We start from the raw sequence: 14,145 nt of genomic DNA, 5'->3' as shown, positions 1-14,145 counted from the left end.
CCACGCGCCGAATTTTGCAGCTCATTTCCCTGATTATTCCTTCGCTTCCTCGTATGCCCCGCCCCTTTTCTGCCCCGATTCGTCGCGAAACCATTGCTTACCAGAACCAGTCGCTGCACTACACCTTGGTGTTTCGCTCGCGGCGCACCCTCGGCTTCGCCGTGCGGCCCGATAGCAGTGTGCACATCAGCGCGCCCGCCGGCACCTCGCCTGAGTGGGTGGCCCAGCAGGTCCTCAAAAAAGCCGACTGGATTCTCAAGCACCAGCAGACATTTGCCAGCCGCCCGGCCCCCGCGCCCACCCGCCGCTTCGAGGCTAGCAGCCTACACTACTATCAGGGCCAGCCATACCCGCTGCGTTTTGTAGAAGCTCCGCGCCAAACCGTAGCGCTAGTGGCGGATGAAATCGTTGTTTCTGCTCCCCAGCCACTAAGCGCCGCCCATACCGAAGCATTGCTGCACGCCTGGTACGCGCACGAAGCCAAGCCGATTTTCGCTGCCTCGCTAGTCCGCGTGTGGCCCCGTTTCGCCGAGTTCAACCTCACCCGCCCCACCCTATCGGTGCGCCAGATGCGCACCCGCTGGGGCAGCTGCACGCCCCGCTCGGCCCGTATCCGCCTCTCGCCCGAGCTCGTGCGCGCCCGCCCCGAGTGCCTCGACTATGTGCTGCTGCACGAATGCTGCCACCTGCTGGTCGGCGACCATTCCAAAGCTTTCTACGACCTGCAAACGCGCCTACTGCCCGACTGGGAACGGTGGAAGCAGGAGCTGAACGCGCTGCCGAAATAGCGACTACATGCAGTTGCTGCTGGCCGGCGACCTTTACGTTTTCCTTACTTCTATGCTATCCCGCTTATTCCGCGCGCTTTTTCTCGGCCTCGTCTGGTTCTATCAGCGCTTCATTTCGCCGCTCACCGCACCGAGTTGCCGCTTCGCACCCACGTGCTCAGTATATGCGGCGCAGGCCATTGGCAAATACGGCCCCTGGCGCGGCGGCCGGCTGGCGTTGCGGCGCATTGCCAGCTGCCACCCCTGGGGCGGCCATGGCTACGACCCCGTACCCTGAGCGTTGGACTCCGTATAGCCGGGTTCACTGTCCAGCTATAGTTGATGCGATTTATCCCCTTTTTGCCCCTTGCGGCAGCGTTACTACTCACCGCTTCCTGCTCCGAAGCACAGTCCGACAAATCGAAGTCCGGTAAAAACAAAACCGCAAAATCCGCCAGCAAAAGCGGCCCGCAGAAGGGTGGCGACCGCCGCAAAGACAAAGCCGCCGCTGCCGAAATCACCGGCCTGCAACGCGTAGGTTCTCTCAAAGGCGTTGTGCCCGAAAGCTCAGGCCTGGCCCCCGGCTCTACCGCCCAGAGCTACTACAGCTTCGGCGATGGCGGCAATTCGGCCACCCTCTATGAAATCAGCGGTGCAGGCAAGCTGGTGCGCACCCTCGAAATCGGCGAGCCCAACAACGACTGGGAAAGCCTCAGCCGCGACCCGCAGGGCAATTACTACATCGGCAACTGCGGCAATAACGAAAGCACCCGCCGCAACCTGTCCATTTACCGCGTGCGCCTCGACAACCCGCAGCAGGCAGGTAAAATCAACTTCTCCTACCCCGACCAAACCGAGTTTCCACCCAACAAAAAGGCCCGCAATTTCGATTGCGAAGCCACTCTGTGGAATGAGGGCAAGGTGTGGCTTTTCACGAAAGACCGCGGCCAGAGCAGCACCAGCAACGTATACACCGTACCCGAGCAGCCCGGCACCTACACCGCCAAAAAAGTAACTTCCCTAGCCATTCCCGGCCAGGTAACCGATGCCGCCCTGCGCCCCGATGGCCACCGCCTTGTGCTGTTAGGCCGCGGTGAGCTATTCATCCTCGACGGCAACACCTGGGCCGACATCCTGAAAGCTACTCCCCGTCAGGTATCGTTGGAAGGCGCCGGCCAAACTGAAGGAGCCGTTTTTAAAGACAGCAATACGCTACTCATCAGCACCGAGCAAGGTGAGTTGTACGAGTACACCTTCGCGCAATAAATCCAGGCTTCCACCTTACTGGAAGGGCGCTGGGGGTGAAGCCTAAAGTCGGCACAAAAAAAAGGACGCCCCTCTCGAAGCGTCCCTTTCAACTTAGCAGCAAATGCTACGAATTAAGCACCAGCTTCATCAGCTTTAGCTTCTTCGCGGCTCTCGCCGTTGTGCAGCGTTTCGGTAGCCGTGTCAGCCGGAGCCGACTGCTCAACTACTGCGTTAGGAGCAACAGCTTCGCCGGTTACTTCGGTAGCCGAAGTAGCAGCGTCGCCAGCAGCCTTCTTGCCACCACGACGCGAACGACGGGTAGTGCCAGCAGCAGCCTTGTCCGAAGCAGCCTGCTTCGACTCAATCAGGGTCTCGTTGAAGTCAACCAACTCGATGATGCACATCTCAGCGTTGTCACCCAGACGAGTATCGCTCAGCTTCAGGATGCGGGTATAGCCACCGGGACGGTTAGCAATTTTGCCCGAAATGTTGCCAAACAGCTCCTTAATCGACTCTTTGTCCTGCAGCGCGGCGAACACCATACGACGCGAGTGCGTCGTGTCTTCCTTCGACTTGGTCAGCATCGGCTCTACATACTTGCGGAGAGCTTTCGCTTTCGCCACGGTCGTGGTGATGCGCTTGTGCAGGATGAGCGACGAAGCCATGTTCGACAACATGGCGTGGCGGTGGGCGGTGGTCCGGCCCAGGTGGTTGATTTTTCTTCCGTGACGCATTGGTCGTTTGAAAAAGTGTGTACTTGCGGGCGGCGACCACGGCGGGCTCTGAAAGCCTCATTAGAACCGCTGCCCCTGGGGCACACTGGTGAAATAGTAAATGGATAAAAAAGAAGATGTGCTAACCCGCCGGACAAGTCCAGCCAATCAGCACATCTTTAATCGATATTCTAGTCTTCGTCCAGGCGATACTTGCCCAGGTCCATGCCGAACTCCAAACCACGCTCTTCCACGAGGTTTTCCAGTTCGGTCAGGCTCTTTTTGCCGAAGTTGCGGAACTTCATCATGTCGGCAATTTCGAGCTGCACCAATTCGCCCATCGTCTTGATGTCGGCAGCCTTGAGGCAGTTCTTGGCGCGTACGCTGAGCTCCATATCCTCCAGGGGAGTCTTGAGCATCTTGCGCATCTGCATGGTTTCCTCATCAATGGGCTCGTCTTCGGTCACGCGCGGACCTTCGAGTGTCATCGTGTTGTCCGAGAACAGCATGAAGTGCTGAATGAGGATGTTGGCCGCACCTTTCAGCGCGTCCTCCGGGTGAATCGAACCGTCGGTCTGAATCTCAATAACGAGCTTCTCGTAGTCGGTTTTCTGCTCCACGCGGGTGTTCTCGATGCTGTACTTCACGTTCTTGATGGGCGTGTAGATAGCGTCGATGGCAATCTGACCGAAAACCTGGTCAGCCGGCTTGTTCTCGTCGGCGGGCACATAGCCACGGCCACGGGCAATCGTCAGCTCCAACTCCAGCTCCACGCTGGGGTCGAGGTGGGCAATTACGTGGTCAGGGTTCAGTACTTCGAAACCGCTGGCGAACTTGGCAATATCAGCGCCCGAGAAGGTTTCCTGGCCTTTCACGCGCACCGTAATTTTATCCGAGATGGCATCGCTCACTTTCTTGAAGCGGACCATCTTCAGGTTCAGGATGATTTCGGACATGTCCTCAATCACCCCTTCGATGGTCGAAAACTCGTGCAGCACGCTGTTGGTGCGCACCGACGTGATGGCGAAACCCTCCAGCGACGACAACAGAATGCGACGCAGCGCATTGCCGATGGTGACGCCGTAGCCCTTCTCGAGCGGCTTAAATTCAAACGTCCCGGTGAAGTCGTCGGATTTCTCCATCACCACTTTCTCCGGCATCTGAAAAGCTAAGATTGACATATGTGGGGCGTAAAAAATTTGAAAAAAATTGGTGAAGTATAAGCACAAGTGCGGCCCGACAAACTGCCGGGCCGCTACCAGTAGCGTTATTTACTTCGAATACAGTTCGACGATGAGCTGCTCGGTGATTTTCTCCGGAATCAGCTCACGGGCGGGGGCGTTGAGGAACTTGCCAGCCAACTCCTTGCCGTCCCACTCCAGCCACGAGAACTGGCGCGAGTTGCGAACCGACAGGCTCGTGGTGATGGCTTCCAGCGACTTCGACTTCTCACGCACAGCCACGATGTCGCCGGGACGGAGGTGGTACGAAGGGATGTTCACCACTTCACCGTTCACGGTGATGTGCTTGTGACCAACGAGCTGGCGAGCAGCGCGACGCGTCGAGGCAATGCCCAAACGGTACACGGCGTTGTCCAGACGGGCTTCCAGCAGGGCGAGCAGGTTGTCACCGGTAATGCCGGGGAGCGCTGCTGCTTTGTGGAACAGGTTTTCGAATTGCTTCTCCAACATGCCGTACATGTACTTCACCTTCTGCTTCTCCATCAGCTGGACAGCGTACTCCGACTGCTTCTTGCGACGGCCGCGGCCGTGCTGGCCCGGAGGATAGGCTTTCTTGTTGAGCGCTTTGCTCGGGCCGAAAATCGGCTCGTTGAAGCGACGGGCAATTTTTGAGGTAGGGCCGGTATAACGTGCCATTGTAATCTAATTTCTGAAGTGGAAAACTAAACGCGACGACGCTTGGGGGGGCGGCAGCCGTTGTGCGGCAGCGGCGTTACGTCGCGGATGGTGGTCACCTCAATGCCCACGTTGCCGAGGGCGCGGATGGCCGACTCACGGCCCGAGCCTGGACCTTTCACGAATACTTCGGCTTTGCGCATGCCCAGGTCGTGGGCCACTTTGCCGCAGTCGCTCATCGCCATTTGAGCGGCGTAGGGCGTGTTTTTCTTCGAACCACGGAAGCCCATTTTGCCGGCCGAAGCCCACGAAATAACTTGACCGTTGTTGTTGGTGATGGAGATGATGATGTTGTTGAACGAGGCACGGATGTGTACCTGGCCCACCTGCTCCACCACGACAACGCGCTTCTTGGCTTTGTCTTTTCTTTTTTGTGCCATTTGGTTATCGCAAAAAATGCGGGAGGTGTTGGCGCTGGCTGCGCGAGTAAGTTACTCGCCAGAGCCAACGCCGATTCCCGTGTGAATTTATTTGGTTGCCTTCTTCTTGCCGGCCACCGTTTTGCGCTTGCCCTTACGGGTACGCGAGTTGTTCTTGGTGCGCTGACCACGAACCGGCAGGCCTTTGCGGTGACGCAGACCACGGTAGCAGCCGATGTCCATCAAACGCTTGATGTTCGTCGTTACTTCCGAGCGCAGCACGCCCTCAGTCTTGTGCTCGGCGGCAATGATGGCGCGAACCGCACCCGACTCCTCGTCGGTCCAGTCCTTCACCTTCTTGTTGACGTCGACGCCAGCTTTTACCAGAATCTTGCTGGCGTTGCTCCGGCCAATGCCGAAAATGTAAGTCAGCGAAATTTCGCCGCGCTTGTTGTCCGGGATATCAACCCCTGCGATACGAGCCATTGTGTGTGGTTATGTGTTTGCGGACAGAAACCCGGCAACTACTTGGAAGGCGGGCCGAAGGCTAACAACCAACGACCCAGTACCCAAGGTTCCGGGGTTCTAAAAATTGAATTAACCCTGACGCTGCTTGAAGCGCGGGTTTTTCTTGTTGATGACGTAGAGCTTGCCATTACGGCGGACCAATTTGCAGTCCACGCTACGCTTTTTCACCGAGGTTTTTACTTTCATGACCTGTGAAGGGAAACGGGTTTATTTATAACGATACTTAATCCGGCCCTTCGACAAGTCGTAGGGCGACATTTCCAGTTTCACCTTGTCGCCGGGCAGAATCTTGATGTAGTGCATCCGCATCTTGCCCGAAATGTGGGCAATCAGCTGGTGACCATTCTCCAGCTCCACGCGGAACATGGCGTTGGAGAGGGCTTCCAGGATGGTTCCGTCCTGCTCAATCGAGGCTTGTTTTGCCATAAGGGCTACTGCTGCAATGCTTTTTCGATGTATTCAAAGGAGGTGAGAATCTCCGCCTTTTCTTTTCTAACTACTACGGTGTGCTCGAAGTGCGCCGAGGGCTTGCGGTCCTTGGTGCGGATAGTCCAACCATCCGCCTCCTGCACCACGTCCTTCTTGCCCAGGTTTATCATCGGTTCAATGGCGATGACCAACCCCGTTTGCAAGAGCGGCCCAGAACCCCGCTTGCCGTAGTTCGGCACATCGGGGCTTTCGTGCAGCTTCGCGCCAACTCCGTGGCCAACCAACTCGCGCACCACCCCGTAGCCCAACGGGCCTACATGGTTCTGGATAGCGTAGCTGATATCGCCCACGCGGTTGCCGCTCACGGCTTGTTCGATGCCTTTGTACAGCGATGCTTTGGTTTCCCGCAGCAGCGTCAGCACTTCCGGCGCCACTTCCCCGATTGGGTAAGTGTAAGCACTATCTGAATGAAAACCATTCAGGAAAACCCCGCAGTCCACCGATAGCACGTCGCCGCTTTTCAGCGGCTCGTCGGTGGCGAACCCGTGCACCACCACCGAGTTCGGCGAGAGGCACAGGCTGTAGGGAAACTTATTGTAGCCTTTGAAGGACGGTACCCCACCGTTGTCCCGGATGAATTCCTCCGCGCGCTTATCGAGCTGCCGCGTCGTCACTCCTTCCTTCACCATGCTCGCGACTTCGCCGTGAGCTTTGGCCAGCAGTTGGGCGCTGGCCCGGATGAGGTCAATCTCTTCTTCGGTTTTGTATTGTATCGGACCTTTTGCCATTGCGCTAATTACGAGGCGATGGAAATGGGCTGGGCCGTGCGACCGCGCAGCTTACCCGATTTCATCATGCCGTCGTAGTGCTGCATCAACAAGTAGCTCTGCACCTGGTTCACCGTGTCGAGCACCACACCCACCATGATGATGAGCGACGTGCCACCATAGAAAGCCGAGAACGGACGGGTTACGCCCAGCAACAGCGCCAGTGCGGGGAAGATGGCGATGAGGGCCAGCGCCACAGCACCCGGCAGGGTGATGCGCGTCAGAATCTCATCGATGTATTCCGAGGTATCGCGGCCAGGCTTCACACCGGGCACGAAACCACCGCTCCGCTTCAAGTCATCGGCAATCTGGTTAGGGTTAACGCTGATGGCCGTGTAGAAGTAAGTGAAGATGATAATCAGCAGGCCGAAGGTCAAATTGTACTGCCACGAGGTGTAGTCCGAAAACTTCACGCCGATGTAGCTGGCCGTATCGCTCTGATTCTGCCATACCGATGCCACGATGGCGGGTACAAACATCAACGACTGGGCGAAGATGATGGGCATTACGCCGGCAGCATTCACCTTGAGGGGAATGAACTGACGCTGCGCATCCAGCTGCGTGGTGCCGCCTACTTGCTTAGCGTACTGCACCGCGATGCGGCGAACCGCTTGCGTGAGCACGATAACCGCCATTACCACGAGGAACAGTACCACCATTTCCAGCAGGAAGATGAGGGACTTGTTCACGCCTTTGGCAGCGGCCTCACCGATGATGGCACCGGGGAGACGCGACACGATGCCAATCATGATAATCATGGAGATACCGTTGCCGATGCCTTTATCCGTGATTTTTTCGCCCAGCCACATGCAGAACAACGTGCCGGCCGTGATGATAATCATGGTCGAGACGGTGAAGAATGTGCCGGGGTTGATGATGGCTTCGGCGTTAATTGTGGCGATGAAGCCAACCGATTGGGCCAGCACAATCGGAATCGTCAGAATCCGGGTGTACTGGTTGATTTTCTTACGTCCCGACTCGCCTTCCTTCTGGAGCTTCTGGAAGTAGGGCACGGCGATGGTGAGCAGCTGCAACACAATCGACGCCGAGATGTACGGCATGATGCCCAGCGCGAAGATGGACGCGTGGCTGAATGCGCCGCCGAGCAGCGTATCCAGAATGCCAAACAAGCCTTGGGCGCCGGTCTTGAGCTGCGTGGGGTCAACGCCCGGCAACACCACGTAAACGCCTAGGCGATAGATGGCAATGAAGAAAAGCGTATTGAGGATTCGCGTACGCAAATCCTCAATCGCAAAAATGTTTTTTATCGACTCGATAAACTTATTCATTGCCGAAGGTAGCTATTAGAGCGTTACCGCTTTGCCGCCAGCTTTCTCGATGGCTTCAACAGCCGATTTCGAGAAGGCGTGAGCATGAACTTCCACAGCGGTAGTGATTTCACCACGGCCGAGAACTTTGATTTTGGCGTTTTTCGAAACCAGACCGGCGGCCACGAAGTAAGCGGCATCCAGGGTGGTGGCGCTGTTCTTCTCGAGGAGGCCAGCGAGCACATCGAGGTTGATGGCTTTGTACTCGACGCGGTTGATGTTCGTGAAGCCGAACTTGGGCACACGGCGCTGGAGGGGCATTTGGCCACCTTCGAAGCCGGACTTGCGCTTGTAGCCCGAACGCGACTTGGCGCCTTTGTGACCACGGGTCGACGTGCCACCGCGCGTGGAGCCTTCGCCCCGGCCAATCCGCTTCTCGTTTTTAGTCGAGCCGTAGGCGGGCGATAGATTGCTGAGATTAAGCATGACGATAATAGTCTTACAGTTCGGTTACTTGGAGCAGGTGCTGCACGCTCTTCACCATGCCCAGGATGGACGGGTTCGATTCGTGGGTAGCGGTGCTGTTGAGTTTGTTCAGGCCGAGGGACTGAACGGTGCGCTTCTGACGCTCGGGGCGGTCAATGGCGCTGCGCACGAGCTTTACTTGAATTTGTGCCATGTCAATTAACCGTTAAAAACGCGGGCCAAAGAAATACCACGGGCTTGAGCAATTTGCAACGGGTCGCGCATTTTGGCGAGGGCTGCAAACGTTGCTTTTACCACGTTGTGAGGGTTCGACGAGCCTTTCGACTTCGCCAGCACATCCTTAATACCGGCGCTCTCGAACACGGCGCGCATTGCACCGCCGGCGATTACACCCGTACCAGCCGCTGCGGGCTGGATGAGCACGAAACCACCGCCGTAGCGGCCTTCCATGAGGTGAGGAACGGTGTGCTTGTACATGGGCACTTTCACCACGTTCTTCTTGGCGTCGTCAATGCCTTTGGCAATGGCGTCGGTTACTTCGTTGGCTTTGCCGAGGCCGTAGCCTACGTTGCCGTTGCCGTCGCCCACTACCACGATGGCAGAGAAGCTAAAGCGGCGACCGCCTTTCACCACCTTCGCTACGCGGTTGATGGCTACTACTTTTTCTTTGAAGTCGGAGTCAGCACCCATGCGGGAGTTGTCCTTGTTCCGGTCGCGGTCGTTGCTGCGCTGACGGTCTCCGCCAGGACGATTGTTGTCGCGTTCTTGCGCCATGATAGTTTAGAAATTGAGGCCGCCTTCGCGAGCACCTTCAGCCAATGATTTTACGCGACCGTGGTAGAGGTAACCCGAGCGGTCGAACACCACTTTCGTGATGCCTTTCTCCAGGGCAACCGCGGCTACCTGACGGCCTACGGCAGCGGCCAGGGCCACACCGTTGCCACCTTCGGCGGTTACTTTTTTCGACGTAGCTGCGGCCAGCGTGCGGCCGGTCGTGTCGTCGATAATCTGAGCATAAATGCCCGTGTTGCTGCGGAACACCGACAGGCGCGGACGCTCCGTGGTACCGGACACTTTCGTGCGGATGATGCGCTGAATCCGCTTGCGGCGAGTTGCTTTATCAAATGCCATGATGCGAACTTATTTAGAGGCCGTTTTACCAGCTTTGCGACGGATAATCTCGCCCACGAAGCGCACACCTTTGCCTTTGTAGGGCTCCACTTTGCGCAGCGAACGAATTTTGGCGGCCACCTGGCCCAGCAACTGATTGTCGATGCTGTTCAGCGTCACAATCGGGTTCTTACCCTTTTCGGTTACGGCCGTAGCGGATACTTCGCCGGGGAGGGCGATGTACACGTTGTGCGAGTAGCCGAGGGCCAGTTCCAGCGTGCTGCCCACGAGCGAGGCTTTGTAACCTACGCCCACGAGTTCGAGTTTCTTCTCGAAACCAGCGCTAACACCGGTCACCATGTTGTTGATGAGCGAGCGGTAGAGGCCGTGCATGGCCTTATGGCGCTTCTGCTCGGTAGGACGGGTTACGGTGAGGGTACCGTCTTCGATGGCTACGGTGATGTCGCGGTCTACTTGCGTAGTGAGCGAGCCTTTGGGGCCTTTCACCGTCACAGCGTTGTCTTTGTCGACCGAAATAGCGACCCCGGTGGGGACGGAAATCGGCAGTTTACCAATACGTGACATAATTGAATTTGCTAAAGCGGTTCCGGACTAGTACACGTAGCACAGCACCTCGCCGCCCACGTTCTCGGTTTTGCACTCTTTCTCCGTCATCACGCCTTTCGAGGTCGAGATGATGGCCACACCCAGGCCGCTGAGGACGCGGGGCAGGTTGTCGGCGGCCACGTACTGACGCAAGCCGGGCGTCGAAACGCGCTGCAGCTTGGTGATGGCGGGGGCCTTCGTGGTGGGGTTGTACTTCAGGGCGATTTTGATGGTGCCCTGAACCGACGAATCATCAAAACGGTACGACTGGATGTACCCTTTGTGGTACAGCACTTTCGTGATTTCCTTTTTGATGTTGCTGGCCGGGATTTCTACCACCCGGTGGTTCGCCTTGATGGCGTTGCGTACCCGGGTCAGGTAGTCGGCAATGGGGTCAGTGTTCATTATTTATTAAATACGTCCGCTTTTTTCGGAGCGCAAAGATAAGAAAATTTCGCCGGGTGCCCAACGGGACCAACGAAATTTCGGTTAAGACTACTTGGCACGTCCGGCGACGGTCCGGCCAATGGTTTCTTTTGGCAACCTGCCAAATGGTTTTGAGGCAAGCCTCGAGGTTTTGGGAGTGCAAAGGTAGCAGGCTTACAGGGCTTTTGCAAGGGCAGTGCGGAAATTCCTACTCTATGCTGGCTGCTGTATCGGCGAACAGACCTGAATCTAGCTATTAGCTGATGGACCGCAACAAGCGGCTCCACCGGATTTTGTGTAAGAAGCCGGCATTCGGGTCGAGGGAAAGCCAGACGAAAATGGCCTTGCCTACGATGTGGTCCTCGGGCACGAAGCCCCAGAAGCGCGAGTCCTCGGAGTTATGGCGGTTGTCGCCCATCATGAAGTAGTAGTTCTGCTTGATGGTGTAGCGGGTGAGCGGCTGGCCGTTTTGCTGAATCATGCCATCCTTCCAACTGATGCCCTGGTTGTGCTCGTACTGCGACACGATTTTATAGTAGATGGCCGCATTGGCCGGCGTGAGATTGACGGTCTGGCCTTTCTTCGGCACGGGCAGGGGGCCATACTGGTCGAGCTGCCAATGGTTGGGCGCGGCACTGACGGCGGTGGAGACATCGAAGTCAGCCGCATCAGGAAACAGAGAAACTTCATAGGGCACCACGGTCAGGGCTTTCACGTAGGGCTGCTGGCGGAAGTAGCTGGCCACATCGGCCGGGCAGCTGATGACGAAGCCGGACTGCCCGGTAGCCGGGTCGGCTACGACCTGGGGAATGCCATCGGGCTCGCGGTAATCAACCACGCCGTGCTCGCGCAGGGCCCGGCGGATTTCATCGTTTGGCGCGGGCACGGCCATGAAGTAGGTGGTCTGGGGCTGGCCGGCTACCGCGCCCGGCTGGCCGTTAAGGAATACCTGGCCATTGCGGATTTCCAGCGTATCGCCCGCTACCGCGATGCAGCGCTTGATGAGATTGGTGCGCAGGTCGGCGGGGCGTTGCGGCTCGTGCGGCACATGGAAGACCACGACATCGTTGCGCTGCACCGAACTGAAACTCGGGAAGCGGTAGGTGGGCAGCTGAATGAGGTCAGAATAGCTTTGCGGGCCTTTTTCCCAGAGGGTTTGGTGCGTGAGGGGCACCTGCAAGGGTGTTTGGGGCGTGATGGGGCCGTAGTGTAGCTTGCTCACGAACAGGTAATCGCCCACCAGCAGGGTGCCCTCCATGCTTTCGGAGGGAATGGTGTAGGCCTCCACTGCCGACCAGCGGAGCAGCGTGGCGGTCACAATCGCAAAAATCAGCGAGTCGGCCCACTCGCGGGTTTTGGTTTTGGGCGGCTTGGGCGCGGGGTTTTGGGTCTCGCGTTTGGTCTGGAAGAAGGGTATCCGCATGGGTTCCGGCTGAAGAGAAGGTGAGACAATCGCCACGATAGCGCCGCAGCAACTAAGGATTGCTCTAACGCGCCGCTGGTTAGAATAGTACGGCTTGTCTATATACCTGCTCTTTATATTCTGCTACCTTATTCATCTTCTCCACCCCTCACCCACCCGCCTGGCGCGCATCTGAAGAAACTGGTGGGACGGCAGGCTCGGCAGATACTTTTAATAGCAATTCAAGCTATGACCATTTGTATTCAAAATCCTTTGATTTTAACGAGTAGTGCGCCTTGTTATTAAAGGCTACTTGGTCGATACCTTTCAGGTAAGACAAATCGCCGTCTTCTATCACGGTGTCATAAAAAACACAATGACTTATCTCTGGTAGGTTCCGCAAAAACGAAAGACTCGGTACGGACTTACAACCGCATAGATTTAACCATTGAAGCTTTATTAACTCGTCGAAGGGGCTGAAATCGGCTATCTTCTTACAGTTTTCAATGTCAAGCCTAATCAGTGAATTTGCATGTTTTGCCAGAGCACTTACGTCCGTCAGTGAACGGCAGTAAGCAATGTCAACACGGATTAAGCTACCGCAGTGATTGAGTAGGAATAAGTCGCTAATAGCAGCTTGGATTAGCTTGATTTTAGTAATGTTTCTTAGATTATCTAAAGACTCTTGGTTGAAGCCAAATTTCGGTTTGTAAGCCCCAATTTGAAGTTGAGTAATACTAGCGGGGAAAATAGCTTCACTGTATACCTGATTCCAATCCAGTGTACAGTAATCCAATTGCTGGAACTCATCAAATTTTACTGGTTGGTTCAACTCGTCAGTTAGCCTCAGATACTTGAGATTCTTTAGCTTCTCAATTCCAACTAGGTTCAACCTGTTTTCAACCACGTCCAATCCTTTTACCAAATGCTCAACGCCATCTAAAAAGCGGAGGTCTTCCAGTTTAAATCCCCACGAGCCATTCAACTCAAGCTTTGCAGCTCTATGAGTTTTGATATAGTCAAGGGTAGCATCCATCTTACCGGAGTCAACCAATAGCGAGTCGTCAAACCCATCTGTATGCCTAAAATTCAGCCCTGAAGCTGCATCAACATAAGTTGCCATGTGTCGGAGGAATTAGAAATCAGTTAAAACAAAAATAGGCGCCCCCACCAAAGTGGAAGCGCCTATTTTGTTGCTTAGCGAAAAGCCTAAACTGGACTACCAGCTCGACTTGGTCACACCGGGAATCTTCCCGGCCAGAGCCATTTCGCGGAAACGCACGCGGCTGATGCCAAACTTGCGCATGTAGCCGCGGGGGCGGCCGTCAATCATGTCGCGGTTGTGCAGGCGCACGGGCGAAGCGTTTTTGGGCAGCTTGTCGAGACCTTCGTAGTCGCCGGCAGCTTTCAGAGCCTTGCGCTTCTCAGCGTAGCGGGCCACGGTGGCAATGCGCTTGCGCTCCCGTGCTTTGATGGATTCTTTAGCCATGAGTTCGGAAGATTAAGCGTCTTTTTTAGCATTGGCGAAAGGCATACCGAACGCCTTCAGCAGCTCGTAGCTCTGCTCGTCGTTCTCGGCGGTGGTCACGAACGTGATGTCCATGCCCGAGATGCCTTTGATTTTGTCAATCGAGATTTCAGGGAAGATGATTTGCTCCTTCACGCCGAGCGTGTAGTTGCCACGACCATCGAACCCTTTGTCGTTGATGCCTTTGAAGTCACGTACGCGGGGCAGGGCCACCGTCAAGAGACGGTCCATGAACTCGTACATTTTCTCGCCGCGCAGCGTCACTTTCGCACCGATGGGCATGCCTTCGCGGAGCTTAAAGTTCGACACCGATTTTTTGGCGATGGTGGCAATGGCTTTCTGGCCGGTGATAACCGTCAGTTCTTCCACGCCGTTGTCGACCAATTTCTTGTCGGCTACCGCCGCGCCAATGCCGCGGTTGATGCAGATTTTGGTGATACGGGGTACCTGCATGATGCTCTTGAACTGGAATTTCTCCTGGAGCGCGGGTACAACGTCTTTTTTATAAATGTCTTTGAGACGGGCCATGATG

Annotated in this window: 22 protein-coding genes; 3 read left to right on the top strand and 19 right to left on the bottom strand. The window is 56.1% G+C overall.

Features of this window, described 5'->3' with window-relative positions:
- The first annotated feature begins 53 nt into the window (after positions 1-53).
- The 3 genes from MON38_RS15550 to MON38_RS15540 all read left to right on the top strand — a co-directional run bounded on the left by MON38_RS15550 (position 54) and on the right by MON38_RS15540 (position 2,033).
- Positions 54-788, top strand: a complete 735-nt coding sequence (locus MON38_RS15550) for a M48 family metallopeptidase (protein ID WP_241937066.1) — start codon at positions 54-56, stop codon at positions 786-788.
- A 52-nt stretch (positions 789-840) separates the two neighbouring features.
- Positions 841-1,065, top strand: a complete 225-nt coding sequence (gene yidD, locus MON38_RS15545; protein WP_241937065.1) for a membrane protein insertion efficiency factor YidD — start codon at positions 841-843, stop codon at positions 1,063-1,065.
- A gap of 62 nt (positions 1,066-1,127) precedes the next feature.
- Positions 1,128-2,033, top strand: a complete 906-nt coding sequence (locus tag MON38_RS15540; protein WP_241937064.1) for a hypothetical protein — start codon at positions 1,128-1,130, stop codon at positions 2,031-2,033.
- A gap of 113 nt (positions 2,034-2,146) precedes the next feature.
- On the opposite strand, the gene rplQ is transcribed toward MON38_RS15540, so the two are convergent.
- The 19 genes from rplQ to rplE form a co-directional block, all read right to left on the bottom strand.
- Positions 2,147-2,749 carry a 50S ribosomal protein L17 gene (gene rplQ, locus MON38_RS15535; protein ID WP_241937063.1) on the bottom strand — a complete coding sequence of 201 codons (603 nt, stop codon included), beginning with the start codon at positions 2,747-2,749 and terminating at the stop codon, positions 2,147-2,149.
- A gap of 170 nt (positions 2,750-2,919) precedes the next feature.
- A complete protein-coding gene (locus tag MON38_RS15530) occupies positions 2,920-3,909 on the bottom strand; it encodes a DNA-directed RNA polymerase subunit alpha (RefSeq protein ID WP_241937062.1) in 990 nt (329 codons plus the stop codon).
- Positions 3,910-3,999: 90 nt separating this feature from the next.
- Entirely contained in the window at positions 4,000-4,605 is a 606-nt protein-coding gene (rpsD, locus tag MON38_RS15525; protein WP_196291021.1) for a 30S ribosomal protein S4, read from the bottom strand.
- A 26-nt stretch (positions 4,606-4,631) separates the two neighbouring features.
- Positions 4,632-5,024: a 30S ribosomal protein S11 gene (gene rpsK, locus MON38_RS15520; protein ID WP_035567868.1), complete on the bottom strand. Its 393-nt coding sequence runs from the start codon at positions 5,022-5,024 to the stop codon at positions 4,632-4,634.
- Positions 5,025-5,111: 87 nt separating this feature from the next.
- Entirely contained in the window at positions 5,112-5,489 is a 378-nt protein-coding gene (gene rpsM, locus MON38_RS15515) for a 30S ribosomal protein S13 (protein WP_196291020.1), read from the bottom strand.
- Between the two features lie 111 nt (positions 5,490-5,600).
- Complete coding sequence (gene rpmJ, locus MON38_RS15510; RefSeq protein WP_046246595.1) at positions 5,601-5,717, bottom strand: 50S ribosomal protein L36; 117 nt, start codon at positions 5,715-5,717, stop codon at positions 5,601-5,603.
- A gap of 21 nt (positions 5,718-5,738) precedes the next feature.
- Complete coding sequence (infA, locus tag MON38_RS15505; protein ID WP_035567874.1) at positions 5,739-5,957, bottom strand: translation initiation factor IF-1; 219 nt, start codon at positions 5,955-5,957, stop codon at positions 5,739-5,741.
- A gap of 5 nt (positions 5,958-5,962) precedes the next feature.
- Positions 5,963-6,748 (bottom strand): type I methionyl aminopeptidase, encoded by a 786-nt coding sequence (map, locus tag MON38_RS15500; RefSeq protein WP_241937061.1) that lies wholly within the window; start codon positions 6,746-6,748, stop codon positions 5,963-5,965.
- Positions 6,749-6,756: 8 nt separating this feature from the next.
- Entirely contained in the window at positions 6,757-8,076 is a 1,320-nt protein-coding gene (secY, locus tag MON38_RS15495; RefSeq protein WP_196286032.1) for a preprotein translocase subunit SecY, read from the bottom strand.
- Positions 8,077-8,091: 15 nt separating this feature from the next.
- The gene (gene rplO / locus MON38_RS15490) at positions 8,092-8,541 is read right to left on the bottom strand and encodes a 50S ribosomal protein L15 (protein WP_241937060.1); all 450 of its coding nucleotides are present in this window, start codon (positions 8,539-8,541) and stop codon (positions 8,092-8,094) included.
- Positions 8,542-8,554: 13 nt separating this feature from the next.
- Positions 8,555-8,734, bottom strand: coding sequence for a 50S ribosomal protein L30 (rpmD, locus tag MON38_RS15485; RefSeq protein WP_190925707.1), 180 nt, complete (start codon positions 8,732-8,734; stop codon positions 8,555-8,557).
- Between the two features lie 5 nt (positions 8,735-8,739).
- The gene (gene rpsE / locus MON38_RS15480) at positions 8,740-9,231 is read right to left on the bottom strand and encodes a 30S ribosomal protein S5 (RefSeq protein ID WP_035567955.1); all 492 of its coding nucleotides are present in this window, start codon (positions 9,229-9,231) and stop codon (positions 8,740-8,742) included.
- A gap of 90 nt (positions 9,232-9,321) precedes the next feature.
- Positions 9,322-9,672 carry a 50S ribosomal protein L18 gene (gene rplR, locus MON38_RS15475; RefSeq protein WP_196291017.1) on the bottom strand — a complete coding sequence of 117 codons (351 nt, stop codon included), beginning with the start codon at positions 9,670-9,672 and terminating at the stop codon, positions 9,322-9,324.
- Between the two features lie 9 nt (positions 9,673-9,681).
- Positions 9,682-10,236 (bottom strand): 50S ribosomal protein L6, encoded by a 555-nt coding sequence (gene rplF / locus MON38_RS15470; protein WP_241937059.1) that lies wholly within the window; start codon positions 10,234-10,236, stop codon positions 9,682-9,684.
- Between the two features lie 27 nt (positions 10,237-10,263).
- Entirely contained in the window at positions 10,264-10,662 is a 399-nt protein-coding gene (gene rpsH / locus MON38_RS15465; RefSeq protein ID WP_068191741.1) for a 30S ribosomal protein S8, read from the bottom strand.
- A 277-nt stretch (positions 10,663-10,939) separates the two neighbouring features.
- Complete coding sequence (gene lepB / locus MON38_RS15460; RefSeq protein WP_241937058.1) at positions 10,940-12,106, bottom strand: signal peptidase I; 1,167 nt, start codon at positions 12,104-12,106, stop codon at positions 10,940-10,942.
- 226 nt (positions 12,107-12,332) lie between these two features.
- Entirely contained in the window at positions 12,333-13,208 is an 876-nt protein-coding gene (locus MON38_RS15455) for a leucine-rich repeat domain-containing protein (RefSeq protein ID WP_241937057.1), read from the bottom strand.
- Between the two features lie 96 nt (positions 13,209-13,304).
- A complete protein-coding gene (rpsN, locus tag MON38_RS15450) occupies positions 13,305-13,574 on the bottom strand; it encodes a 30S ribosomal protein S14 (protein ID WP_035567891.1) in 270 nt (89 codons plus the stop codon).
- A 12-nt stretch (positions 13,575-13,586) separates the two neighbouring features.
- Positions 13,587-14,141, bottom strand: a complete 555-nt coding sequence (rplE, locus tag MON38_RS15445; RefSeq protein WP_201985298.1) for a 50S ribosomal protein L5 — start codon at positions 14,139-14,141, stop codon at positions 13,587-13,589.
- Positions 14,142-14,145: the final 4 nt, after the last annotated feature.

This window comes from Hymenobacter cyanobacteriorum (assembly GCF_022631375.1).
Taxonomy (GTDB): Bacteria; Bacteroidota; Bacteroidia; order Cytophagales; family Hymenobacteraceae; genus Hymenobacter; species Hymenobacter cyanobacteriorum.
The sequence above is the reverse complement of the archived record's forward strand: the minus strand, read 5'-3'. Positions and strand labels throughout refer to the sequence as shown.

Excerpts from the sequence above, each read along its gene's own strand:
- MON38_RS15550 (WP_241937066.1), top strand. The coding sequence starts at position 54 with ATGCCCCGCCCCTTTTCTGCCCCGATTCGTCGCGAAACCATTGCTTAC.
- yidD (WP_241937065.1), top strand. The coding sequence starts at position 841 with ATGCTATCCCGCTTATTCCGCGCGCTTTTTCTCGGCCTCGTCTGGTTC.
- rplQ (WP_241937063.1), bottom strand. The coding sequence starts at position 2,749 with ATGCGTCACGGAAGAAAAATCAACCACCTGGGCCGGACCACCGCCCAC.
- MON38_RS15530 (WP_241937062.1), bottom strand. The coding sequence starts at position 3,909 with ATGTCAATCTTAGCTTTTCAGATGCCGGAGAAAGTGGTGATGGAGAAA.
- rpsD (WP_196291021.1), bottom strand. The coding sequence starts at position 4,605 with ATGGCACGTTATACCGGCCCTACCTCAAAAATTGCCCGTCGCTTCAAC.
- rpsK (WP_035567868.1), bottom strand. The coding sequence starts at position 5,024 with ATGGCACAAAAAAGAAAAGACAAAGCCAAGAAGCGCGTTGTCGTGGTG.
- rpsM (WP_196291020.1), bottom strand. The coding sequence starts at position 5,489 with ATGGCTCGTATCGCAGGGGTTGATATCCCGGACAACAAGCGCGGCGAA.
- rpmJ (WP_046246595.1), bottom strand. The coding sequence starts at position 5,717 with ATGAAAGTAAAAACCTCGGTGAAAAAGCGTAGCGTGGACTGCAAATTG.
- infA (WP_035567874.1), bottom strand. The coding sequence starts at position 5,957 with ATGGCAAAACAAGCCTCGATTGAGCAGGACGGAACCATCCTGGAAGCC.
- map (WP_241937061.1), bottom strand. The coding sequence starts at position 6,748 with ATGGCAAAAGGTCCGATACAATACAAAACCGAAGAAGAGATTGACCTC.
- secY (WP_196286032.1), bottom strand. The coding sequence starts at position 8,076 with ATGAATAAGTTTATCGAGTCGATAAAAAACATTTTTGCGATTGAGGAT.
- rplO (WP_241937060.1), bottom strand. The coding sequence starts at position 8,541 with ATGCTTAATCTCAGCAATCTATCGCCCGCCTACGGCTCGACTAAAAAC.
- rpmD (WP_190925707.1), bottom strand. The coding sequence starts at position 8,734 with ATGGCACAAATTCAAGTAAAGCTCGTGCGCAGCGCCATTGACCGCCCC.
- rpsE (WP_035567955.1), bottom strand. The coding sequence starts at position 9,231 with ATGGGTGCTGACTCCGACTTCAAAGAAAAAGTAGTAGCCATCAACCGC.
- rplR (WP_196291017.1), bottom strand. The coding sequence starts at position 9,672 with ATGGCATTTGATAAAGCAACTCGCCGCAAGCGGATTCAGCGCATCATC.
- rplF (WP_241937059.1), bottom strand. The coding sequence starts at position 10,236 with ATGTCACGTATTGGTAAACTGCCGATTTCCGTCCCCACCGGGGTCGCT.
- rpsH (WP_068191741.1), bottom strand. The coding sequence starts at position 10,662 with ATGAACACTGACCCCATTGCCGACTACCTGACCCGGGTACGCAACGCC.
- lepB (WP_241937058.1), bottom strand. The coding sequence starts at position 12,106 with ATGCGGATACCCTTCTTCCAGACCAAACGCGAGACCCAAAACCCCGCG.
- MON38_RS15455 (WP_241937057.1), bottom strand. The coding sequence starts at position 13,208 with ATGGCAACTTATGTTGATGCAGCTTCAGGGCTGAATTTTAGGCATACA.
- rpsN (WP_035567891.1), bottom strand. The coding sequence starts at position 13,574 with ATGGCTAAAGAATCCATCAAAGCACGGGAGCGCAAGCGCATTGCCACC.
- rplE (WP_201985298.1), bottom strand. The coding sequence starts at position 14,141 with ATGGCCCGTCTCAAAGACATTTATAAAAAAGACGTTGTACCCGCGCTC.